This window comes from Ectopseudomonas khazarica, from assembly GCF_004521985.1.
Taxonomy (GTDB): domain Bacteria; phylum Pseudomonadota; class Gammaproteobacteria; order Pseudomonadales; family Pseudomonadaceae; genus Aquipseudomonas; species Aquipseudomonas khazarica.
In genome coordinates this window covers 1-18,782 of sequence record NZ_SBHZ01000001.1, presented here as the reverse complement: position 1 = coordinate 18,782, position 18,782 = coordinate 1, and the positions used below count along the sequence as shown (strand labels likewise).

The following is an 18,782-nucleotide window of genomic DNA, read 5'->3' as shown; positions in this document are numbered from 1 at the left end:
CGAACTCCCCATCCAAAGGCCCGGATCTATGAGCAAGCAACCCTCCATCAGCTACAAGGACGCAGGTGTCGACATCGATGCCGGTGAAGCCCTGGTCGAACGCATCAAAGGCGTGGCCAAGCGCACCGCCCGTCCGGAAGTCATGGGTGGCCTGGGTGGCTTCGGCGCCCTGTGCGAGATCCCGGCCGGCTACAAGCAGCCCGTTCTGGTCTCCGGTACCGATGGTGTCGGCACCAAGCTGCGCCTGGCGCTGAACCTGAACAAGCACGACAGCATCGGTCAGGACCTGGTCGCCATGTGCGTCAACGACCTGGTGGTCTGTGGCGCCGAGCCGCTGTTCTTCCTCGATTACTACGCCACCGGCAAGCTCAACGTCGACGTGGCCGCCACCGTGGTCACCGGCATCGGCGCCGGCTGCGAGCTGGCCGGCTGCTCCCTGGTCGGTGGTGAAACCGCCGAGATGCCGGGCATGTACGAAGGCGAGGACTACGACCTGGCCGGCTTCTGCGTCGGCGTGGTGGAAAAGAGCGAGATCATCGACGGCTCCAGGGTGGTCACCGGTGACGCGCTGATCGCGCTGCCCTCCTCCGGCCCGCACTCCAACGGCTACTCGCTGATCCGCAAGATCATCGAAGTCTCCGGCGCCGACATCGAGCAGGTACAACTGGACGGCAAGCCGCTGACCGACCTGCTGATGGCGCCGACGCGCATCTACGTCAAGCCGCTGCTCAAGCTGATCAAGGACACCGGCGCGGTCAAGGCCATGGCCCACATCACCGGCGGCGGCCTGCTGGACAACATCCCGCGCGTGCTGCCGCAAGGCGCCCAGGCCATGATCGACGTGGCCAGCTGGAAGCGCCCGGCGGTGTTCGACTGGCTGCAGGAACAAGGCAACGTCGACGAGCACGAAATGCACCGCGTACTCAACTGCGGCGTCGGCATGGTCATCTGCGTGGCCCAGGATCAGGTCGAAACCGCCCTGGCCAGCCTGCGTGCCAGCGGTGAGGAGCCGTGGGTCATCGGCCAGATCAACGCGGCGGCCGAAGGCGCGGCGCAGGTTCAGCTGAACAACCTGAAAGGCCACTGATGCCCTGCAATGTCGTCGTCCTGATCTCCGGTTCAGGCAGCAATCTGCAGGCGTTGATCGACAGCATCGCCCACGACGGCAACCCGGCTCGCATCGCTGCGGTGGTCTGCAACCGCGCCGATGCCTATGGCCTGGAACGCGCCAGGCAGGCTGGCATCGCCACCGAACTGCTCGACCACAAGCAGTTCGATGGCCGCGAAGCCTTCGATGCCGCACTGATCCAGGCCATCGACGCCCACCAGCCCGAGCTGGTGGTGCTGGCCGGCTTCATGCGCATCCTCACCCCTGGTTTCGTCGCCCACTACAGCGGTCGCCTGCTCAACATCCACCCTTCGCTGCTGCCCAGGCACAAGGGCCTGCACACCCACCAGCGCGCCCTGGAGGCCGGAGACGCCGAGCACGGCTGCAGCGTGCACTTCGTCACCGAGGAACTCGATGGTGGCCCTCTGGTCGTACAAGCAGTGCTGCCGGTCGCGCCGGACGACACGGCCGAGAGCCTGGCCCGTCGCGTGCACCAGCAGGAACATGCGATCTACCCGCTGGCGGTTCGCTGGTTTGCCGAAGGTCGCTTGCGTCTTGGTGCGCAAGGCGCAATGCTGGACGGCAAGCCGCTGCCCGCTGGCGGCCACCTGATCCGAACCTAGGAGACTCTATGCGTCGTGCCCTGCTGTTCGCCCTGACCCTGCTCAGCCTGCCCGCTCTTGCCGAAGACCTGCTGCCCTTCTCCGCCAGCTACACCGCGGACTGGAAACAGCTGCCCGTCAGCGGCAGCGCCGAACGCAGCCTCAAGCAGGATGCCGACGGCCGCTGGACCCTCAACTTCGAAGCCTCGATGCTGGTCGCCGGCCTGACCGAGGAGAGCACCTTCCGGGTCGACAACCAGACCCTCATGCCGTTGACCTACCGCCTGAATCGCAGCGGTCTGGGCAAGGGCAAGAAGGTCGAGCAGGACTTCGACTGGGAGCAGAAGCAAGTCATCGGCAATGACCGTGGCGACGCCGTGACCTTCCCGCTCAATCGTGGCCTGCTGGACAAGTCGACCTACCAGATCGCCCTGCAACAGGACGTCGCCGCCGGCAAGAAGAGCGTCAGCTACCAGGTGGTCGATGGCGACGAGATCGAGACCTACGACTTCCGCGTGCTCGGCGAGGAAGTGGTGCGCACCAAGGCCGGCCTGATCGATGCGATCAAGGTCGAGCGCGTCCGTGACCCCACGCAGAGCAGCCGCAAGACCGTGCTGTGGTTCGCCAAGGACTGGGGGCACCTGCTGGTGCGCCTGCACCAGGTGGAAACCGACGGCAAGGAATACCAGATCATGCTCAAGGAAGGCACGGTCGACGGCAAGCAGGTCGAAGGTCGCCGCGACTGATCTCACAGGCAATAAAAAACCGGGCAAGTGCCCGGTTTTTTATTGCCCCAGCCTCGCGGCGCCGTGCTCAGTCCTGGCTGACCGCACCGATCTTGTGAATCGAGAGGTCGGCGCCGTTGTACTCCTCCTCCTGACTGAGACGGATACCCAGGGATGCCTTGAGCACGCCATACACCAGGAAACCGCCGGCCAGGGCCACCGCAACGCCCAGCGCAGTACCGATCACCTGGCTGGCCAGGCTCACCCCGCCCAGACCGCCCAGGGCCTCGAGGCCGAAGATGCCGCAGGCGATGCCGCCCCACACCCCGCACAGGCCATGCAGCGGCCATACGCCGAGCACGTCGTCGATCTTCCACTTCACCTGGGTCGCGGTGAATGCCCAGACGAACAGCGCGCCGGCGATGGCCCCTGTGACCAGTGCCCCCACCGGATGCATCAGGTCCGAACCGGCACAGACGGCCACCAGGCCGGCCAGGGGGCCGTTGTGCAGGAAGCCCGGGTCGTTGCGCCCGACCAGCAACGCTGCGACGGTACCGCCGACCATGGCCATCAGCGAGTTGACGGCGACCAGCCCGCTGACGCCCTCAAGGGTCTGCGCACTCATCACGTTGAAGCCGAACCAGCCGATGATCAGGATCCACGAGCCCAGCGCCAGGAACGGGATGTTCGACGGTGCCATGGCGACCAGCTTGCCATCGCGATAGCGGCCATTACGGCGCCCCAGCAGCGTCACCGCGCCGAACGCCAGCCAGCCACCTACCGCGTGGACCACCACCGACCCGGCGAAGTCATGGAAGCCCGCACCGAAGCGCCCCTCCAGCCAGGCCTGCAGGCCGTAGTTGCCGTTCCAGATCATGCCCTCGAAGAAGGGATAGACGAAGGCGACGATCAGCGCCGTGGCGCACAGCTGCGGACCGAACTTGGCCCGTTCGGCGATACCGCCGGAGATGATCGCCGGAATGGCAGCGGCGAAGGTCAGCAGGAAGAAGAACTTCACCAGCCCATAGCCGTGGTTCTCGGTCAACACTGCGGCTGGCTCGAGGAAGGTGATGCCGTAGGCGATCCAGTAGCCGATGAAGAAATAGGCCAGGGCCGAGATGGCGAAGTCCGAGAGAATCTTGGAGAGCGCGTTGACCTGGTTCTTCTGCCGTACCGTCCCCACTTCGAGAAAGGCGAAGCCGGCATGCATGGCCAGAACCATGATCGCACCCAGCAGGATGAACAGGGTATTGGAGCCGTGGATCAGCGTGGCCACGGCACTGTTGATGTTTTCCATCGGGCGAGAAAACTCCAGAGGCAGAAGAAAAGGCACCAAACGAAGGCACGACCCCGAAATCACGCACCACAATGCAGCCAGGCGATTGTGCGCGCCCTCGAAGAGTGCTGGCAGGCGGCCCCAAAATGGCACCACCAGAAACTCGTCAATCGATGCTTAATTCTTGTTAATCAAATAGTTATGTGCGAATCCGGCCATCCTGAGCCAGGCCGAAACAGCCCCATCAGGGAGCATTCGGCCACCCTCGCGCACCGACAAGTTGCAAGCGCTATACCAAACGCCAAGCCAGTCACTTCCCGACTATCCTTTTGGAACCCTCGCGCCGCAGAACACTCGTAACCCTTACACACCCTACGCAGAGGACTGCTCTATGCCACGCAAAGCCGCTACGCCTAGCACCAAGGACGCCCTGCTGGATGAATTCCAGGCTTTGGTCAGCGACACCGAAAAGCTCCTGCAACACTCCGCCAGCCTGGCCGGCGAGCAAGCCGAGGCGCTGCGTGACGACATCCGCAGCAGTCTGGGCCGCGCCCGCGACACGCTGCACAAGGCCGAGGCCGGCGTGCGCGAGCAAGGCAAGATCGCGGTCGATGCCACCGAGGACTACGTGCACAAGCACCCGTGGCAGGCACTGGGTCTGTCGGCCGCCATCGGCCTGGTCATCGGCCTGCTGATCAGCCGCCGTTGAGCGCGCCCACGCCCACCGGGCCATCGCCACGTCGCCTCGGCGCAGCGCTGCTGGGCCTGCTGCAGGGGCACGTGGCACTGTTCGCCCACGAACTCGAAGACCAGCGCAACCAGGCCCTGCGCTCGCTGCTTCTGGGCGGACTGTGCCTGGGCTTCGCCCTGCTGCTGCTGATCGGTCTGTCCGCGCTGCTGCTGATCCTCTACTGGGACAGCCATCGCCTGGAAGTCGCCATCGGCCTGTGCCTGTTCTACGGCCTGGGCCTGCTCGGCTGCGTCGCCTGGCTGCTGCTCAGCCTGCGCAACGCAGAACCGCCCTTCAGCGCCAGCCTGGAGGAACTGCAACGAGACCGCGAGCAACTGCTGCCATGACCCTGCCTACCCTGCCCCCGGGCGCTTCGCGCCGCCAGTTGCGCAAGGCCGTGCTGCGCATGCGCCTGGAAATGCATCGCCAGGAGGTGCGCCATGAAGTGCTGCAGATCAGCGAACCGCTGCAGCAGGTGCGCGAATACGGCAAACGCCTGCGCACCGGCAATGCACCATTGTTGCTCACCGGCGGCGTGCTGGCGCTGGCCGGCCTGCTGGGCGGCAAACGGGGCTGGCGTCGCTGGGCGCGCCTGGCGCTGATCGTCGCGCCACTCCTGCGACGTCGCTGAAAGGCAGGCAAACGGCCAGCATGGCTGGTCTAGTCCTGAGCTGGCCGCGATCTTGCTTGCTCGAGTGATCCTCCACCACTCGGTGGCTCAACCGCTGACGCTAAGGACACCCAGGTGATCGACGGACTGCCTTTCGCCGTCTTCCAACCCTTCATCGACACCGCCACGGGCCGTATCGCAGGTGTCGAGGCGCTGGCTCGCCTGCGTGACGCCGATGGCCGGATGCACTCGGCCGGGCCACTGTTCGCCGATCCGAAAACGCCACCGGCGGCGCTGCGCCGACTCGACCGCCAGGTTCGCGAGGATGCCTTGCGCCGCTTCCATCAGGCGCCGGCGGACTGGTTCCTCAGCCTCAACATCTCCCCTCGCTGGATCAGCCGCCTGCGCCCGGCGCAACCGCTGCCGAGCCTGATCCAGCTGCAGCGCAGCGCCATCGACCCGACACGCATCGTCTTCGAGATCACCGAGCTGGGCGGCGCCAGCCAGCGCCTGCCCGACGTGGTGTCGCGCTACCGCGAGGCCGGCGCACGCATCGCCATCGACGACTTCGGTGCCGGCTACTCGCAGCTCGACCGTGTCCTGGCGCTGCAGCCGGACATTCTCAAGCTGGACATGCGCCTGTTCCAGGAGGCCGCGCGGGGCGGCCCCAGTGGCGAGGTGGTCAAGGCCCTCGCGCAGATGGCGGAGAAGACCGGCTGCTGGATCATCGCCGAGGGCGTGGAAACCGAGGCGGAACTGAACTTCGCGCTGGAGTGCGGCGCCCGCTACGTGCAGGGTTTCCTGTTCGCCAAGCCGGAAGTGGAGCTGTTCGCCAGCGACGCCTTCGTCGGCCGCTTCGCCCGTCTGCGCGACAGCTACGTGCAACAGAAACTGGCCGAGCGGGCGCGCCTGGTCAACCTGCGCCAGCAACTGGCCGAACTGATGGGCGAGCTGAAACTGTGGGCGGAAAGCGGCGCCCCGGCCTCCAGCCTGAAGGCCCCCGACAACTACCCGTGGCTGCTGCGCATCTACCAGTGCGACCGTCACGGCACCCAGCTCACGCCGAACCTGGAGTGGCGCCAGCAGTCCTGGCACGCCGACGACCGCTATCTGGGCCACAACTGGTCGTGGCGCCCGTACTTCTACCAGCTGCTCGCCGAAGGCTGGGAGGAGCGCCGCCTGACGCTTTCCACCACCTACCGCGACGCCACCAGCAACCAGTACTGCCTGACGGCCGGCCAGTTCATCGACAACGGCCGGCGCCTGCTGCTGGTGGACATCGACGCCGCCGGGCTCTGACCGACCCATCCCTGTTTCTGCATGGCCGATCACTCGGGCCCGCACGGGGCGACGAGCCCAGCAGTCAGCGCTGCGAGGAGATATTGCCGCCATCGACCACCAGCTCGGCGCCGGTGATGTAGCTGGCCTCGGACGACAGCAGGAAGCGCACGGCAGTCGCCACTTCACGTGGCTGACCGAGGCGCCCCAGGAGGATGCGGCTCTCGAAACGCTCCTTGAGCCCCGTCGACGCTGCCGCGATGGCATCGGCGATCATCTGGGTCATGATCTGGCCTGGCGAGACGGCGTTGATGCGAATGCCAAAGCGCGCCAGCTCATCGGCCAAGGCGCGGTTCAGGCCGAGCATGCCGGCCTTGGAGGCACTGTAGGTAGGGTTGAAGGCATTGCCGAGGGTGGCGTTGATCGAGGCGATCCCCACGCAGGCGGCCCCCTTGCTGACCTTGAAGTCCTCCAGCAAGGCCTGAATCATGAACGGCCAGCAACGCAGGTTGATATCCATCACCTGCGCCCAGGCAGCCGGGCTCAGCTGTTCCAGCGGGCAGGTACCGGGAACGCCGGCAGCGTGCACCAGGCCGCCAATGGTGCCCAGCGCTGCGCGGCTCTGGTCGATCGCCCGAGTCACCTGGCCGAGGTCCGCCACATCGACGCCCAGACTGGTCGTCGCCACTCCGGTGGTCTCGCTGATGCGCACCGCTTCAACGATCGCCTTGTCGACCTGCAGGTCCCACAGCGCCACGGGCCTGCCGGCCTCAGCCAGTAACTCGGCGCACGCCAGGCCAATGCCCGAGGCAGCCCCCGTCACGATGACCGGGCTGGTGAGGGCGGCAGGTGCGTGAGTCGATGACATCGAGGAACTCCTGTTGGCGGTACACTGCAAGGTGCCAAGGCGATTGGCAGCAGGCGCCTGACGAATATCGGGCCGGCAATGCGCAGTCAGCATACGCAGAGCGTCCTGCCGTGCATCGTCGATATGGACTAGAGGCAGCGACTCAGCGGCACCCGACGCAGAGCGGAAACATCGCCCCCATCGGCACCCTGCACTTGCAGGCGCCCGCTCGAACACCCAAGCTAGGAGCCCGGATCAACAGGCGAGGATCGGCCTTGGATTGGCATACCCTGCTCACCCGCGAACGTCTCGGCAAACCCGCCCCCAGCTCTGACGAGCTCGGGCGCAGCCCCTTCCACAAAGACCACGACCGCATCATCTTCTCCGGTGCCTTTCGCCGCCTGGGGCGCAAGACGCAGGTGCACCCGGTCTCGAGCAACGACCATATCCATACCCGCCTGACCCACTCGCTGGAGGTCAGTTGCGTCGGGCGGTCGCTGGCCATGCGCGTGGGCGAGATGCTGCGCGAGACGCTGCCCAGCTGGTGCACGCCAAGCGATCTGGGCATGGTCGTGCAGTCGGCCTGCCTGGCCCATGACATCGGCAACCCGCCATTCGGCCATTCCGGAGAAGATGCCATCCGCCACTGGTTCCAGCAGGCGGCGGCACGCGGCTGGCTGGATGCGATGAGCGACGCCGAGCGCGGCGACTTCCTCAATTTCGAAGGCAATGCCCAGGGTTTCCGCGTCCTCACCCAGCTGGAGTACCACCAGTTCGACGGCGGCACACGGCTGACCTACGCCACCCTGGGCAGCTACCTCAAATACCCCTGGACGGCCCGCCACGCTGAAGCGCTGGGCTACAAGAAGCACAAGTTCGGCTGCTACCAGAGCGAGCTGCCGCTGCTCGAACAGATCGCCGCCAAGCTCGAGCTGCCCCAGCTGGAGGCGCAGCGCTGGGCGCGCCACCCGCTGGTGTACCTGATGGAGGCGGCGGATGACATCTGCTACGGCCTGATCGACCTGGAAGATGGCGTGGAGATGGAGCTGCTCGACTATGCCGAAGTCGAGGCGCTGCTGCTCGCCCTGGTGGGCGATGACCTGCCGGAAACCTATCGCCAGCTCGGCCCACGGGACTCGCGGCGACGCAAACTGGCGATCCTGCGCGGCAAGGCCATCGAGCACCTGACCAATGCCGCCGCCAACGCCTTCGTCGAACAGCAGCACGATCTGCTTGCCGGGCGCCTGCAGGGCGATCTGGTCGAGCACATGCACGGCGCGGCCAAGCACTGCGTGCAGAGCGCCAAGTCACTGGCCCGGGAGAAGATCTTCCACGACAAGCGCAAGACCCTGCACGAGATCGGCGCGTACACCACCCTGGAGATTCTCCTCAACGCGTTCTGCGGCGCGGCGCTGGAGCAGCACAGCGGCCGCCCGCTGTCGTTCAAGCACCGGCGCATCCTCGATCTGCTCAGCTACTACGCCCCGGAACCCGGCTGGCCGCTGTACCGCTCGTTCATGCGGGTCATCGATTTCATCGCCGGCATGACCGACAGCTACGCTACGGAAATGGCGAGAGAAATGACCGGGCGTTCCGCGACCTCATGAAGAACCTGATCCGCAGCAGTTTCACCTGGCATGCCGGCCCGCCGGCATGGGGCCCGGCCGTCGTCGCCGGGCTGGGCTGCGCACTGCCCCTGCTGCTGGGTCTGTTCACCGCCCATACCGGCTTCCTGTGGGCCTCTGCGGGCGCGTTCCAGGCAGCACAGGCCAACCCCCTGCATCGCTTCGGCATGCTGCGCATGCTGCTGCTCACCCTGCTGGGTGCCTGCAGTGCCGGGCTGGGCTTCTGGGCGGCCACGCATCCGTTGATCAGCCTGGGCATTTTCGCCGCCTTCGGCCTGCTGCTGGCCTGGCTGCAACGCTTCGGCAGCGAAGCCGGCAAGCTGGGCATCGGCCTGTGCATCTGCCTGTGCCTGGGCCAGGGGCAATTCGGCACCGGCCATCTGCACAACCCTTACGCCGTGGCCATGCTGTTCATCCTCGGCGGGCTCTGGGTCATGCTGCTGGCCTTCGGCTTGCGCGGCGTACACGGCCTGCGCATGTGGCCCTACATGCCGCGTTTCATCAGCGTTCTCAAGGTACTCAAGCGCCATGCCCAGCGCTTGCCGCGCCAGCAATGGCGGCTGCACGCGCTGGCCTGCGTGCTCGCCTTCTCGGCCTCGGGCCTGCTGGTCAACCTGGCCGGACTGTCACGCGGTTACTGGCTGACCCTGACCGTCATCACCACCCTGCAACTGGAATTCCAGGGCAGCCTGGTGCGCGCCCTGCAGGCCAGCCTCGCCAGCCTGGCCGCAGCAGGCCTGCTGATCGCCTTCGGACACAGCCTGCAGAGCCCGCCGGTGATGGTCGGCACGCTCCTGCTGCTGGTCTTCCTTAGCCGCGCCCTGCAGGCCAACCACTATGGCCTGTTCGTGCTGCAGACCAGCCTGTGCTTCGTGCTGCTGACCGAAAGCCTGGCCAGGGACTGGCACCTGGCGGAAGTGCGCCTGCTCAATGCGCTGATCGGCGTCGCCCTGGCCTTGACCGTCGCCCTGCTGGTGCATGGCCTGCGCGTGCACCTGAGCAAAACCGTGACGACGACGGCAACGCCGGAAAAACCGTCCTAGAGCGTTCGGCAGAATCGCCAAGCCTTCACTATGCTGAGTGAGCCTGCAGCGCCCGCAAGGAGTGAAGTGCGATGCTCAATACCGCCGTTCCCCGCGAACGCCGTTTTCCCCTGCACGTCCATATCAGCGTTCTGTTCACCCTCCTGCTCCTGTTCACCGGCGTCGTGCTGGGTCTGTTCAACTACCGACAGACCAGTCAGCTGATCTTTTCCAGCAGCGCGACCCTGTTCGAACGCATCCAGCAGGACGTCGAACGGGACCTCGACAGCACCTACCGCCCCATACGCCACGTGCTCAGCCTGATCGCCCTGCATCCCGCCACCCAGGCCAGGGAGCTCGACGAACGCCTGAAACTGCTGCCCCTGTTCGCCCAGGCCCTGCGCGACAACCCCAAGCTCGCCTCGCTCTACCTGGGTTACGAGGACGGTGACTTCTTCATGGTCCGCCCGCTGCGCAGCGACGCGCTCAAGCAGCGCTTCGACGCGCCGGACAAGGCCGCCTACCAGGTCTGGAGCATCGACCGCAGCGCCACCGGAACGGCCAGCGACTACCTGTTCTACGACGGCTCGCTCAACCCCTTGAGCCGCCGCCAGAACCTCAAGGAATCATACGATCCACGCAAGCGCGAGTGGTTCATCCGCGCACGGGGCGATGGCGGGCAGATCACCACCGCGCCCTACCTGTTCTTCTCCACCCAGGAGATCGGTACCACGCTGGCCAGACGCACGGGCCTGACCACCGTCCTCGGCGCCGACCTGACCCTGGACGACCTCTCCGCCACCCTGGCCAAGCACCGCGTCACTCCCAACAGCGAAGTGGTGCTGGCCGATGCCAATGGCGATGCCGTCGCCTACCCCGACAGCAGCCGCCTGTTGCGCGAGGTGGATGGCAAGACCGAGCGGGTCAAGGTCAGAGATCTCAACCCGGCCCTCGGCGAGCTGTTGTCCGGCAAGCTCTCGGAACAGGAAGACGGCATCGTCGAGCTGGCCAAGCAGCGCTGGGTCATGTCCCAGCGGCACCTGCGCGAAGGTGGCCCCCAGGGCCTGCACCTGGCGCTGCTGGTGCCCGAGCACGAACTGCTGGCGGACGCCTATCGCATCCGCTGGCAGGGTGCGCTGATCACCCTGACCACCCTGCTGCTCTGCCTGCCGCTGGGCTGGCTGACCTCGCGCCTGGTGGTCAAGCCCCTGCGCAGCCTGGTACTGGAAGCGCAGGCGATTCACCGCTTCGATTTCGCCTTTCCGGCCAGCGGCCGCTCGCCCATCCTGGAGGTCGACCAACTGGCGGTCTCGATGAGCAGCATGAAGGATCGCCTGTCGAGATTCCTCGACATCGCCGCCAGCCTTTCCGCCGAGACCCATTTCGAAGCGTTGCTCAAGCGCGTACTGGACGCCACCGTATCCATCAGCGATGCCCAGGGCGGTCTGCTCTATCTGCTCGACAACGACACTGGCCGCCTGGAACCGCAGGGCCTGGTCATCGACGGCCAGAGCCGCGGCCTGAGCGAGCTGGGCATCGACGGCGTGGCCCATGACGACCCCGCCCTGCCCGGCTGGCTGCAGCGGCCCGCCACGGGCGGCGACAGCATTGCCACCTCCATCGGCTTCGATCAGGCCGGCAGCTTCCAGGGGCTGCTGTCGGCGATGGACAGCCCCCGCCTGCACCTGATTTCGGCCGGCCTGCACAACCGCCAGGGCGACACCGTCGGCGTGCTGGTGCTGCTGCAGCGCGACAGCGGCGAGAACAGCGAGAGCATGCTCAGCCCGGACCGCGTCGCCTTCGTCGATGCCGTCTCCGGCAGCGCGGCCCTGTGCATCGAGAGCCAGCGCCTGCTGGCCAGGCAGAAGCAGCTGCTGGACGCCTTCATCCAGCTGATCGCCGGTGCCATCGATGCCAAGAGCCCCTATACCGGCGGGCATTGCCAGCGTGTACCGGAGATCACCCTGATGCTCGCCCGTGCGGCTGCCGACAGCGAACGGCCCGAGTTTCGCGACTACAACCCCAGCGACGAGGACTGGGAAGCGTTGCATATCGCCGCCTGGCTGCACGACTGCGGCAAGGTCACCACGCCCGAGTACGTGGTCGACAAGGCGACCAAGCTGGAGACCCTGTACGACCGCATCCATGAAGTGCGCATGCGTTTCGAAGTGCTCAAGCGCGATGCCTGGATCAGTTACTGGCGCGGTCTCAGCGAGGGCGGCGAAGAGCGCGCGCTGGCGGCGCTGCGCGACCACCTGCTGGCGGAGCTGGACGACGAATTCGCCTTCATCGCACGCATCAACCTGGGCGGCGAGAGCATGGCCGATGCGGACCAGGCTCGCCTGCGGCAGATCGCCGAACGGCGCTGGTCGCGTACCCTCGACAAGCGCCTGGGCGTGTCCTGGGAAGAGGCCAAGCGCCTGCAGCGTTCGACGCCGGACTGCCTGCCGGTCGACGAACCCTTGCTGGCCGACTGCCCCGAGCACCTGATCGAACGCGACGAGCAGGACACGATCGGTCCCGACAACCCCTGGGGGTTCCGCCTGGAGGTGCCACCGTACAAGTTCAACCGTGGCGAGCTGCACAACCTGAGCATCGCCCGCGGCACGCTGACGGCCGAGGAGCGCTACATCATCAATCATCACATCGTGCAGACCATCCTGATGCTCGACCGCCTGCCCTTCCCCAAGCACCTGCAGAACGTCAGCGAGATCGCCGGGGGACACCACGAGAAGATGGATGGCAGCGGCTACCCGAAACGCCTGACGCGCGAGCAGATGAGCCTGCCGGCACGGATGATGGCGATTGCCGATATCTTCGAGGCGCTGACGGCCGCCGACCGGCCCTACAAGAAGGGCAAGTCGCTTTCGGAAGCGCTGGATATCATGGCGGGGATGTGCCGGGGCGCGCATGTCGACCCGCAGCTGTTCGCCCTGTTCGTGCGCCAGAAGATCTACCGGCGCTATGCCGAGCGTTTCATGCAGGCGGATCAGATCGACGCGGTGGACGAGCAGGCGCTACTGGATAAGGCGGGGCTTGCCTGACCAGGCCTCGGAACGAAGCCTGGTAGGCCGGGGGCGCTGGAGAGACCAGCGCCGCCTGTCGATCAGGCCTGGTTGATCGGCTTTTCCGGGTACCAGACGTCCAGCAGCGGACTGATCTCGAAACCCTGCAGCTCGTCACGCCCTTTCAGCCAGGCTTCGACTGCAGTGCGCTGCTCTTCGGCCACCGAGCCACGCTTGGCCAGGCACACGAGGCCGTAGTCTTCCCCGCCCACGTAGTCCAGGCCATTGCCGGCGATCGCGTGGTCGAGGAACTGATCGACGAAATCGTCGATGGTCTGGTCGTTCAGGTCGGCCTTGAAGTTCAGGGTCAGCTCGAAGCCCAGCTCCTGAAATTCATCGACACAGAGCTTCTTGCGCAGACGGCGGGAACGGTTGGTCGCCATGAAACAATCCTCAAAGGTGATAACGCGCGGCACTCTAGCAGATCGGCGGAGTTACCGCTCGCAGCACAGCGCCCTTGCTGCATAATGAGAGGCAACTTTTTCCTGCGCCAGACAGTCCCTAATGCGGTTCGTGCTGTCTGCCCCAGACCTCGTTGCAAGCGCCCGGAGGCGCAAGGTTCTCCACTATGATCCAGCGGTTTCGTCAATTGGCGCTGAGCGCCGTGCTACTTCCCCTCGCCCTCGCCTGCCAGGCGGCCAACGGCACCCTGCCTGACAACGTCGAGAAAGCCCTCAAGGCCAACAAGATTCCCGATGGCTCGCTGTCGGTCATGACCGTGCCACTGGGCGGACAGACCGGCGGCCTGCAGTTCAACGCCGACGTCTCGGTCAACCCGGCCTCCACCATGAAGCTGGTGACCACCTTCGCCGCGCTGGAGCTGCTCGGCCCCAACCATCAGTGGCAAACCGAGTTCTACGGCGACGGCCCGCTGAAGGACGGCGTGCTGCACGGCAATCTCTACCTCAAGGGCGGTGGCGATCCGAAACTGAACATGGAGAAACTCTGGCTGCTGCTGCGCGACCTGCGCATCAACGGTGTGCGTCAGGTCCAGGGCGACCTGGTGCTGGACCGCAGCTTCTTCGTCGCGCCCCAGTTGCCTGCCTTCAACGATGATGGCGGCGACAGCAACAAGCCCTTCCTGGTCGCCCCCGATTCGCTGCTGGTCAACCTCAAGGCGCAACGCTTCATCACCCGCGCCGAAGACGGCAAGGTGCAGATCGCCATGGACCCGCCCATCGCCAGCGTGCGCATCGACAACCAGGTGCGCCTGCTCAAGGCGTCCACCTGCCCGTCCTGGCCGGACATCCGCTACAACGCGGTGCAGCAGTACGACGGCACCACGCTGATCGTCAGCGGCCAGCTGGCCGAAGGCTGCAGCGCACAGACCTACCTGTCGCTGCTCGACCACCCCAGCTACACCGCTGGCGCGGTGCGCAGCATCTGGAAGGAACTGGGCGGCAAGATCCTCGGCAAGGACCGCCTCGCCCCGCTGCCCGAAGACGCGCGCCTGCTGGCTCGCGCCTTGTCACCGGACGTGGTGGAAATCGTCCGCGACATCAACAAGTACAGCAACAACACCATGGCCCGGCAGCTGTTCCTCAGCATCGGCGCGCAGTTCCGCACCGACGCGGACAAGGACGACGCCATGGCCGCGCAACGGGTGATCCGTGACTGGCTGGCGCGCAAGGGCATCACCGCGCCGCATCTGGTGCTGGAGAACGGCTCCGGGCTGTCGCGCGCGGAACGCATCAGCGCCAGGGAAATGGCCCTGATCCTCCAGGCGGCCTGGCGCAGCCCGTATTCCGCCGAGTTCCGCAGCTCCATGCCGCTGGTGGCCATGGACGGCACCATGCGCAGGCGCCTGCAACGCACCCCGCTGGTGGGCGAGGCGCACATCAAGACCGGCACGCTGAACAACGTGCGCGCCATCGCCGGCTACAGCCGCGACAGCAACGGCCAGGACTGGGCGGTAGTGGCCATCCTCAACGACCCGAAGCCCTGGGGCGCGACCTCGATTCTCGACCAGGTGCTGCTCGACACCTACACGCAGCCCAAGCGCTGACGATGCCGTGGCCGGTGCAGTCCGGGGGCCAACCTGCGGACTGCACCGGCTACGCAATCAACGCGCGCTGAAGCGCCAGGCGCGATGGATCTTGGCATTGCGCGCAAAGTCCGGGTCGAGCGTCTGCGCGCTGATCTCCTCGACCTGATAGCGAGCCATCAGGCTCTCATCCAGCTGGAACTTGCGGAAGTTGTTGGAGAAATACAGCACGCCGCCGCGCGCCAGGCGCGCCATGGCCAGGTCGAGCAGCTCGACATGGTCGCGCTGCACATCGAACACCCCTTCCATACGCTTGGAATTGGAGAAGGTCGGCGGGTCGATGAAAATCAGGTCGTACTCGCCCCGGTCCTCGCCCAGCCAGGCCATCACATCGCCCTGTTCCAGGCGCTGTTTGTCGGAGAAACCGTTCAGCGACAGATTGCGCCGCGCCCAGTCCAGGTAGGTTTTCGACAGGTCGACGCTGGTGGTACTGCGCGCCCCGCCCTTGGCCGCATGGACCGTAGCCGTGGCGGTGTAGCAGAACAGATTCAGGAAGCGCTTGCCGGCCGCCTCGCGCTGGATGCGCATGCGCAGCGGCCGGTGATCGAGGAACAGCCCGGTATCCAGATAGTCGGTGAGGTTGACCAGCAGCTTGACCCCGCCCTCGTTCACTTCCATGAACTGGCCCTGGGCCGCCTGACGCTGATACTGCTTGGTACCGGCCTGGCGCTCACGGCGCTTGATCGCCACACGGTTCTGCGCCACGCCCAGCGCCTGGGGAATCGCCGCCAGCGCATCGAGCAGGCGCGCCTGCGCCTTCTCCGGATCGATCGAGCGCGGCGCGGCGTACTCCTGCACATGCACCCAGTCGCGGTACAGATCGACCGCCAGGGCATACTCCGGCATGTCCGCATCGTAGAGTCGATAGCACTCGACCCCCTCGCGGCGCGCCCACTTGCCCAGTTGCTTGAGGTTCTTCTGCAGGCGGTTGGCGAACATCTGCCCGCCCTCCGACAGGCGCGCCTGTTGCGGCGCTTCCTGCTCGGCCTCATCGACGTTCTTCGCCCGGCGCTCGCCGGTCACGAACTGTTCGGTCTGCACCTTGATCAGCAGCAGCTTGCAGGCCAGCGCGCCATTCCAGAAGGCATATTGCTTGTGGCTGCGCAGGCCCATGCGCTTGCCCAACTCAGGCGCCCCGGTGAACACCGCAGCCTCCCAGCCCAGGCAGGCCTGGCGCAGGCGCTCGCCGAGGTTCTGGTAGAGGTACAGCAGGCTGGCTTCATCCCCCAGGCGCTCGCCATAGGGCGGGTTGCTGATCACCAGGCCTTTCTGGTTCTGGTCCGGACGCGGCTCGAAGTGAGCCAACTCGCCCTGATAGATCTTCACCCAGTCGGATAACCCGGCACGCTCCACGTTGTTGCGCCCCGGCTGGATCAGGCGGGGATCGGCCTCGTAGCCACGAATCCACAACGGTGGCTTGGCCAGGCCAGCCGCCGCACGCTGCTCGGCCTCGGCATGCAGCTTCTTCCACAGCGCCGGCACGTGCCCGAGCCAATTGGAGAAGCCCCAACGCTCGCGCTTGAGGTTCGGGGCGACGTCCGCCGCCATCAGCGCGGCCTCCACCAGGAACGTACCGACACCGCACATGGGGTCGGCCAGGGCGCCGCCCTCGGCGGCGATACGCGGCCAACCGGCCCGGATCAGCACCGCAGCCGCGAGGTTCTCCTTGAGCGGCGCCGCGCCCTGCTGCAGGCGGTATCCGCGCTGGTGCAGGCTGTGCCCGGACAGGTCCAGGGACAGCACCGCCTCCCCCCGGTCCAGACGCAGGTGAACGCGCAAGTCGGGATTGACCTTGTCGATGCTCGGACGCTCGCCGGCGGCGGTCCGCAGCCGATCGACGATCGCATCCTTGACCTTGAGCGCGCCGAAATGGGTGTTGTCGATGCCCGAGCCCTGGCCGCTGAACTCCACCGCCAGGCTGCCGGCCGGCTCCAGGTGATCGCGCCAGTCGACCACCTTGACCCCGTCATACAGCTGCTCCGCGCTGTTCATGGTGAAACGCGACAGCACCAGCAGCACACGGTTGGCCAGGCGCGACCACAGGCACAGGCGATAGGCGACCTCGATCTCGGCATGGCCACGGACTGCCGCCGTCTGCTCGCGCGCTTCCTCCAGCCCCAGCCCCCTGGCCTCTTCCAGTAACAGACCTTCGAGCCCCTTGGGGCAAGTCAGCACGATTTCGTAACGATCAGACATGGTGTCCTACTGCCTATGGCAATCCGGGAGATGCGGCGGCGCACCTCGACTCAAAAATAAGTGACAAAACGTCACACGGCGACCCTTCGTCGGAATAAGCAAGCGCTCTCATTCGCACTAGCACTTTGCAGGCATGCCTGCGCTCAGCCAGGCCCCACGGCGTCTGGCCGAATGGGCCTGGATGTATGCCCAGCCCCCTTATGGCGCCACCCTCATTTAGGTTACGCCCTTATGACAAATCGATCATTCACAGGCCTCGGTGCATTCGTTAGAACACTACCTAAGGCGCTCGTTGCAACGGCGAGTGCACAGAAGGTCCGCCACGCCGGCAGCGGGCCTTCGCAGGCAGACATTTTCTGCCCGGCCTTGCCACAAGGCCAACGGGACATAACAGTCAACAGTGAGGGCAACACCCTATGAGAAGACTTAAGCGTGATCCGTTAGAACGAGCTTTCTTGCGCGGCTATCAGTACGGCATCAATGGTAAATCCCGCGAACTTTGCCCCTTTACCCTGCCATCGGTACGTCAAGCCTGGCTCAATGGCTGGCGTGAGGGCCGTGGTGACAACTGGGATGGGCTGACCGGCGCGGCCGGTATTCATCGACTCAACGAACTTCACGCTGTCGGCTGATCAGGATCACACCCGACTTCACCATGCCGACCCCATCCGGGCGGCGGGCGCAAGCCCAGGGGCTCCTTCGGGAGCCCTATTTATTTACGCAGTGCCGCGATCGCATCCACCGCTTCACGGATTAACGCCGGCCCCTTGTAGATGAACCCCGAATAGATCTGTACCAGGCTGGCGCCGGCAGCGATCTTCTCCGCCGCATGCCGACCTTCGGTGATACCGCCAACGGCGATGATCGGCAGTCGGCCGGACAGCTCGCCAGCCAGCACCTTGACGATATGCGTGCTCTTGTCGCGCACCGGTGCACCGGACAGGCCACCGGCTTCGTCGCCATGGGCCAGCCCCTCGACACCTTCGCGGCTGAGCGTGGTGTTGGTCGCGATCACCGCGTCCATGTCCGCGCCCAATAGCGCCGACGCCACCAGCGCGGTTTCTTCATCGCTCATGTCCGGGGCGATCTTGATCGCCAGCGGCACGCGCTTGCCATGCTCCTGGGCCAGGTCCTCCTGACGGCGACGCAAGGCTTCCAGCAGTTCCTTGAGCGAGTCGCCGAACTGCAGGCTGCGCAGCCCGGGCGTGTTGGGCGAGCTGACATTGACCGTGACGTAGCTGGCGTGGGCGTACACCTTGTCCAGGCAAGCCAGGTAGTCATCCACCGCACGCTCCACCGGGGTATCGAAGTTCTTGCCGATATTGATGCCCAGTACACCCTTGAATTTCGCAGCCTTGACCCGCTCGAGCAGATGATCGACGCCCTGGTTGTTGAAACCCATGCGGTTGATCACTGCCTCGGCTTCCGGCAGGCGGAACAGGCGCGGCTTGGGGTTGCCCGGCTGCGGCCGAGGCGTCACGGTGCCGATCTCGACGAAACCGAAGCCAAGCTGGGCAAAGCCGTCGATGGCGTCGCCATTCTTGTCCAGCCCCGCCGCCAGCCCCACCGGGTTGGCGAACTGCAGGCCCATCACGTTGACCGGCAAGCTGGCCGGCGCCTTGGTCAGCAAACCATTGAGCCCCAGACGCCCCCC

The 18,782-nt window shown here is 65.8% G+C and carries 17 protein-coding genes; 12 read left to right on the top strand and 5 right to left on the bottom strand.

Annotated elements, in window-relative coordinates:
* The first annotated feature begins 28 nt into the window (after nucleotides 1–28).
* Genes purM through EPK82_RS00075 form a run of 3 tightly spaced genes read left to right on the top strand, consistent with a single transcriptional unit; the run spans nucleotide 29 to nucleotide 2,456 of the window.
* Nucleotides 29–1,087, top strand: coding sequence for a phosphoribosylformylglycinamidine cyclo-ligase (gene purM, locus EPK82_RS00085; protein WP_134675430.1), 1,059 nt, complete (start codon nucleotides 29–31; stop codon nucleotides 1,085–1,087).
* Nucleotides 1,087–1,731, top strand: coding sequence for a phosphoribosylglycinamide formyltransferase (purN, locus tag EPK82_RS00080; RefSeq protein WP_037053209.1), 645 nt, complete (start codon nucleotides 1,087–1,089; stop codon nucleotides 1,729–1,731). Before purM ends, purN begins: the two co-directional genes overlap by 1 nt.
* Before the next feature lie 8 nt (nucleotides 1,732–1,739).
* On the top strand, nucleotides 1,740–2,456 hold the full coding sequence (locus EPK82_RS00075) for a DUF3108 domain-containing protein (protein WP_037053210.1): 717 nt from the start codon (nucleotides 1,740–1,742) through the stop codon (nucleotides 2,454–2,456).
* A 67-nt stretch (nucleotides 2,457–2,523) separates the two neighbouring features.
* On the opposite strand, the gene EPK82_RS00070 is transcribed toward EPK82_RS00075, so the two are convergent.
* Nucleotides 2,524–3,732, bottom strand: a complete 1,209-nt coding sequence (locus EPK82_RS00070) for an ammonium transporter (RefSeq protein ID WP_037053212.1) — start codon at nucleotides 3,730–3,732, stop codon at nucleotides 2,524–2,526.
* Between the two features lie 370 nt (nucleotides 3,733–4,102).
* Between EPK82_RS00070 and EPK82_RS00065 the strand changes: the two genes are divergently transcribed.
* The 4 genes from EPK82_RS00065 to EPK82_RS00050 all read left to right on the top strand — a co-directional run bounded on the left by EPK82_RS00065 (nucleotide 4,103) and on the right by EPK82_RS00050 (nucleotide 6,350).
* Nucleotides 4,103–4,420 (top strand): DUF883 family protein, encoded by a 318-nt coding sequence (locus tag EPK82_RS00065; RefSeq protein ID WP_037053213.1) that lies wholly within the window; start codon nucleotides 4,103–4,105, stop codon nucleotides 4,418–4,420.
* Nucleotides 4,417–4,788, top strand: coding sequence for a phage holin family protein (locus tag EPK82_RS00060; RefSeq protein ID WP_134675429.1), 372 nt, complete (start codon nucleotides 4,417–4,419; stop codon nucleotides 4,786–4,788). The genes EPK82_RS00065 and EPK82_RS00060 overlap by 4 nt, the downstream gene beginning before the upstream one ends.
* On the top strand, nucleotides 4,785–5,072 hold the full coding sequence (locus tag EPK82_RS00055) for a hypothetical protein (RefSeq protein ID WP_047586713.1): 288 nt from the start codon (nucleotides 4,785–4,787) through the stop codon (nucleotides 5,070–5,072). The genes EPK82_RS00060 and EPK82_RS00055 overlap by 4 nt, the downstream gene beginning before the upstream one ends.
* A gap of 114 nt (nucleotides 5,073–5,186) precedes the next feature.
* Nucleotides 5,187–6,350 carry an EAL domain-containing protein gene (locus EPK82_RS00050; RefSeq protein ID WP_047586710.1) on the top strand — a complete coding sequence of 388 codons (1,164 nt, stop codon included), beginning with the start codon at nucleotides 5,187–5,189 and terminating at the stop codon, nucleotides 6,348–6,350.
* 64 nt (nucleotides 6,351–6,414) lie between these two features.
* Here the strand turns inward: EPK82_RS00050 and EPK82_RS00045 are convergent, their stop codons facing one another.
* Entirely contained in the window at nucleotides 6,415–7,197 is a 783-nt protein-coding gene (locus EPK82_RS00045) for an SDR family NAD(P)-dependent oxidoreductase (RefSeq protein ID WP_134675428.1), read from the bottom strand.
* A 254-nt stretch (nucleotides 7,198–7,451) separates the two neighbouring features.
* Between EPK82_RS00045 and EPK82_RS00040 the strand changes: the two genes are divergently transcribed.
* From EPK82_RS00040 to EPK82_RS00030, 3 genes are all read left to right on the top strand, one after another.
* Complete coding sequence (locus EPK82_RS00040) at nucleotides 7,452–8,783, top strand: deoxyguanosinetriphosphate triphosphohydrolase (protein WP_037053222.1); 1,332 nt, start codon at nucleotides 7,452–7,454, stop codon at nucleotides 8,781–8,783.
* A complete protein-coding gene (locus EPK82_RS00035; RefSeq protein WP_037053224.1) occupies nucleotides 8,780–9,844 on the top strand; it encodes an FUSC family protein in 1,065 nt (354 codons plus the stop codon). The genes EPK82_RS00040 and EPK82_RS00035 overlap by 4 nt, the downstream gene beginning before the upstream one ends.
* Before the next feature lie 71 nt (nucleotides 9,845–9,915).
* Nucleotides 9,916–12,867, top strand: coding sequence for an HD domain-containing phosphohydrolase (locus EPK82_RS00030; protein ID WP_134675427.1), 2,952 nt, complete (start codon nucleotides 9,916–9,918; stop codon nucleotides 12,865–12,867).
* Nucleotides 12,868–12,929: 62 nt separating this feature from the next.
* Here EPK82_RS00030 and EPK82_RS00025 read toward each other — a convergent pair whose 3' ends face one another.
* On the bottom strand, nucleotides 12,930–13,271 hold the full coding sequence (locus tag EPK82_RS00025; protein ID WP_037053228.1) for a YggL family protein: 342 nt from the start codon (nucleotides 13,269–13,271) through the stop codon (nucleotides 12,930–12,932).
* 185 nt (nucleotides 13,272–13,456) lie between these two features.
* Here EPK82_RS00025 and dacB point away from each other — a divergent pair, with 185 nt between their 5' ends.
* Nucleotides 13,457–14,893: a D-alanyl-D-alanine carboxypeptidase/D-alanyl-D-alanine endopeptidase gene (dacB, locus tag EPK82_RS00020; RefSeq protein WP_037053231.1), complete on the top strand. Its 1,437-nt coding sequence runs from the start codon at nucleotides 13,457–13,459 to the stop codon at nucleotides 14,891–14,893.
* A 57-nt stretch (nucleotides 14,894–14,950) separates the two neighbouring features.
* On the opposite strand, the gene rlmKL is transcribed toward dacB, so the two are convergent.
* The gene (gene rlmKL / locus EPK82_RS00015) at nucleotides 14,951–17,128 is read right to left on the bottom strand and encodes a bifunctional 23S rRNA (guanine(2069)-N(7))-methyltransferase RlmK/23S rRNA (guanine(2445)-N(2))-methyltransferase RlmL (protein WP_134675426.1); all 2,178 of its coding nucleotides are present in this window, start codon (nucleotides 17,126–17,128) and stop codon (nucleotides 14,951–14,953) included.
* Between the two features lie 416 nt (nucleotides 17,129–17,544).
* Between rlmKL and rmf the strand changes: the two genes are divergently transcribed.
* Nucleotides 17,545–17,760, top strand: a complete 216-nt coding sequence (gene rmf / locus EPK82_RS00010; RefSeq protein WP_080756998.1) for a ribosome modulation factor — start codon at nucleotides 17,545–17,547, stop codon at nucleotides 17,758–17,760.
* 80 nt (nucleotides 17,761–17,840) lie between these two features.
* Here rmf and EPK82_RS00005 read toward each other — a convergent pair.
* Nucleotides 17,841–18,782, bottom strand: a 942-nt coding sequence (locus EPK82_RS00005) for a quinone-dependent dihydroorotate dehydrogenase (RefSeq protein WP_134675425.1), incomplete at its 5' end; no start/stop codon positions are given.

Bases quoted from the DNA above. Each gene is read 5' to 3' on its own strand.
- purM (WP_134675430.1), top strand. From the start codon at position 29: ATGAGCAAGCAACCCTCCATCAGCTACAAGGACGCAGGTGTCGACATC.
- purN (WP_037053209.1), top strand. From the start codon at position 1,087: ATGCCCTGCAATGTCGTCGTCCTGATCTCCGGTTCAGGCAGCAATCTG.
- EPK82_RS00075 (WP_037053210.1), top strand. From the start codon at position 1,740: ATGCGTCGTGCCCTGCTGTTCGCCCTGACCCTGCTCAGCCTGCCCGCT.
- EPK82_RS00070 (WP_037053212.1), bottom strand. From the start codon at position 3,732: ATGGAAAACATCAACAGTGCCGTGGCCACGCTGATCCACGGCTCCAAT.
- EPK82_RS00065 (WP_037053213.1), top strand. From the start codon at position 4,103: ATGCCACGCAAAGCCGCTACGCCTAGCACCAAGGACGCCCTGCTGGAT.
- EPK82_RS00055 (WP_047586713.1), top strand. From the start codon at position 4,785: ATGACCCTGCCTACCCTGCCCCCGGGCGCTTCGCGCCGCCAGTTGCGC.
- EPK82_RS00045 (WP_134675428.1), bottom strand. From the start codon at position 7,197: ATGTCATCGACTCACGCACCTGCCGCCCTCACCAGCCCGGTCATCGTG.
- EPK82_RS00035 (WP_037053224.1), top strand. From the start codon at position 8,780: ATGAAGAACCTGATCCGCAGCAGTTTCACCTGGCATGCCGGCCCGCCG.
- EPK82_RS00030 (WP_134675427.1), top strand. From the start codon at position 9,916: ATGCTCAATACCGCCGTTCCCCGCGAACGCCGTTTTCCCCTGCACGTC.
- EPK82_RS00025 (WP_037053228.1), bottom strand. From the start codon at position 13,271: ATGGCGACCAACCGTTCCCGCCGTCTGCGCAAGAAGCTCTGTGTCGAT.
- dacB (WP_037053231.1), top strand. From the start codon at position 13,457: ATGATCCAGCGGTTTCGTCAATTGGCGCTGAGCGCCGTGCTACTTCCC.
- rlmKL (WP_134675426.1), bottom strand. From the start codon at position 17,128: ATGTCTGATCGTTACGAAATCGTGCTGACTTGCCCCAAGGGGCTCGAA.
- rmf (WP_080756998.1), top strand. From the start codon at position 17,545: ATGAGAAGACTTAAGCGTGATCCGTTAGAACGAGCTTTCTTGCGCGGC.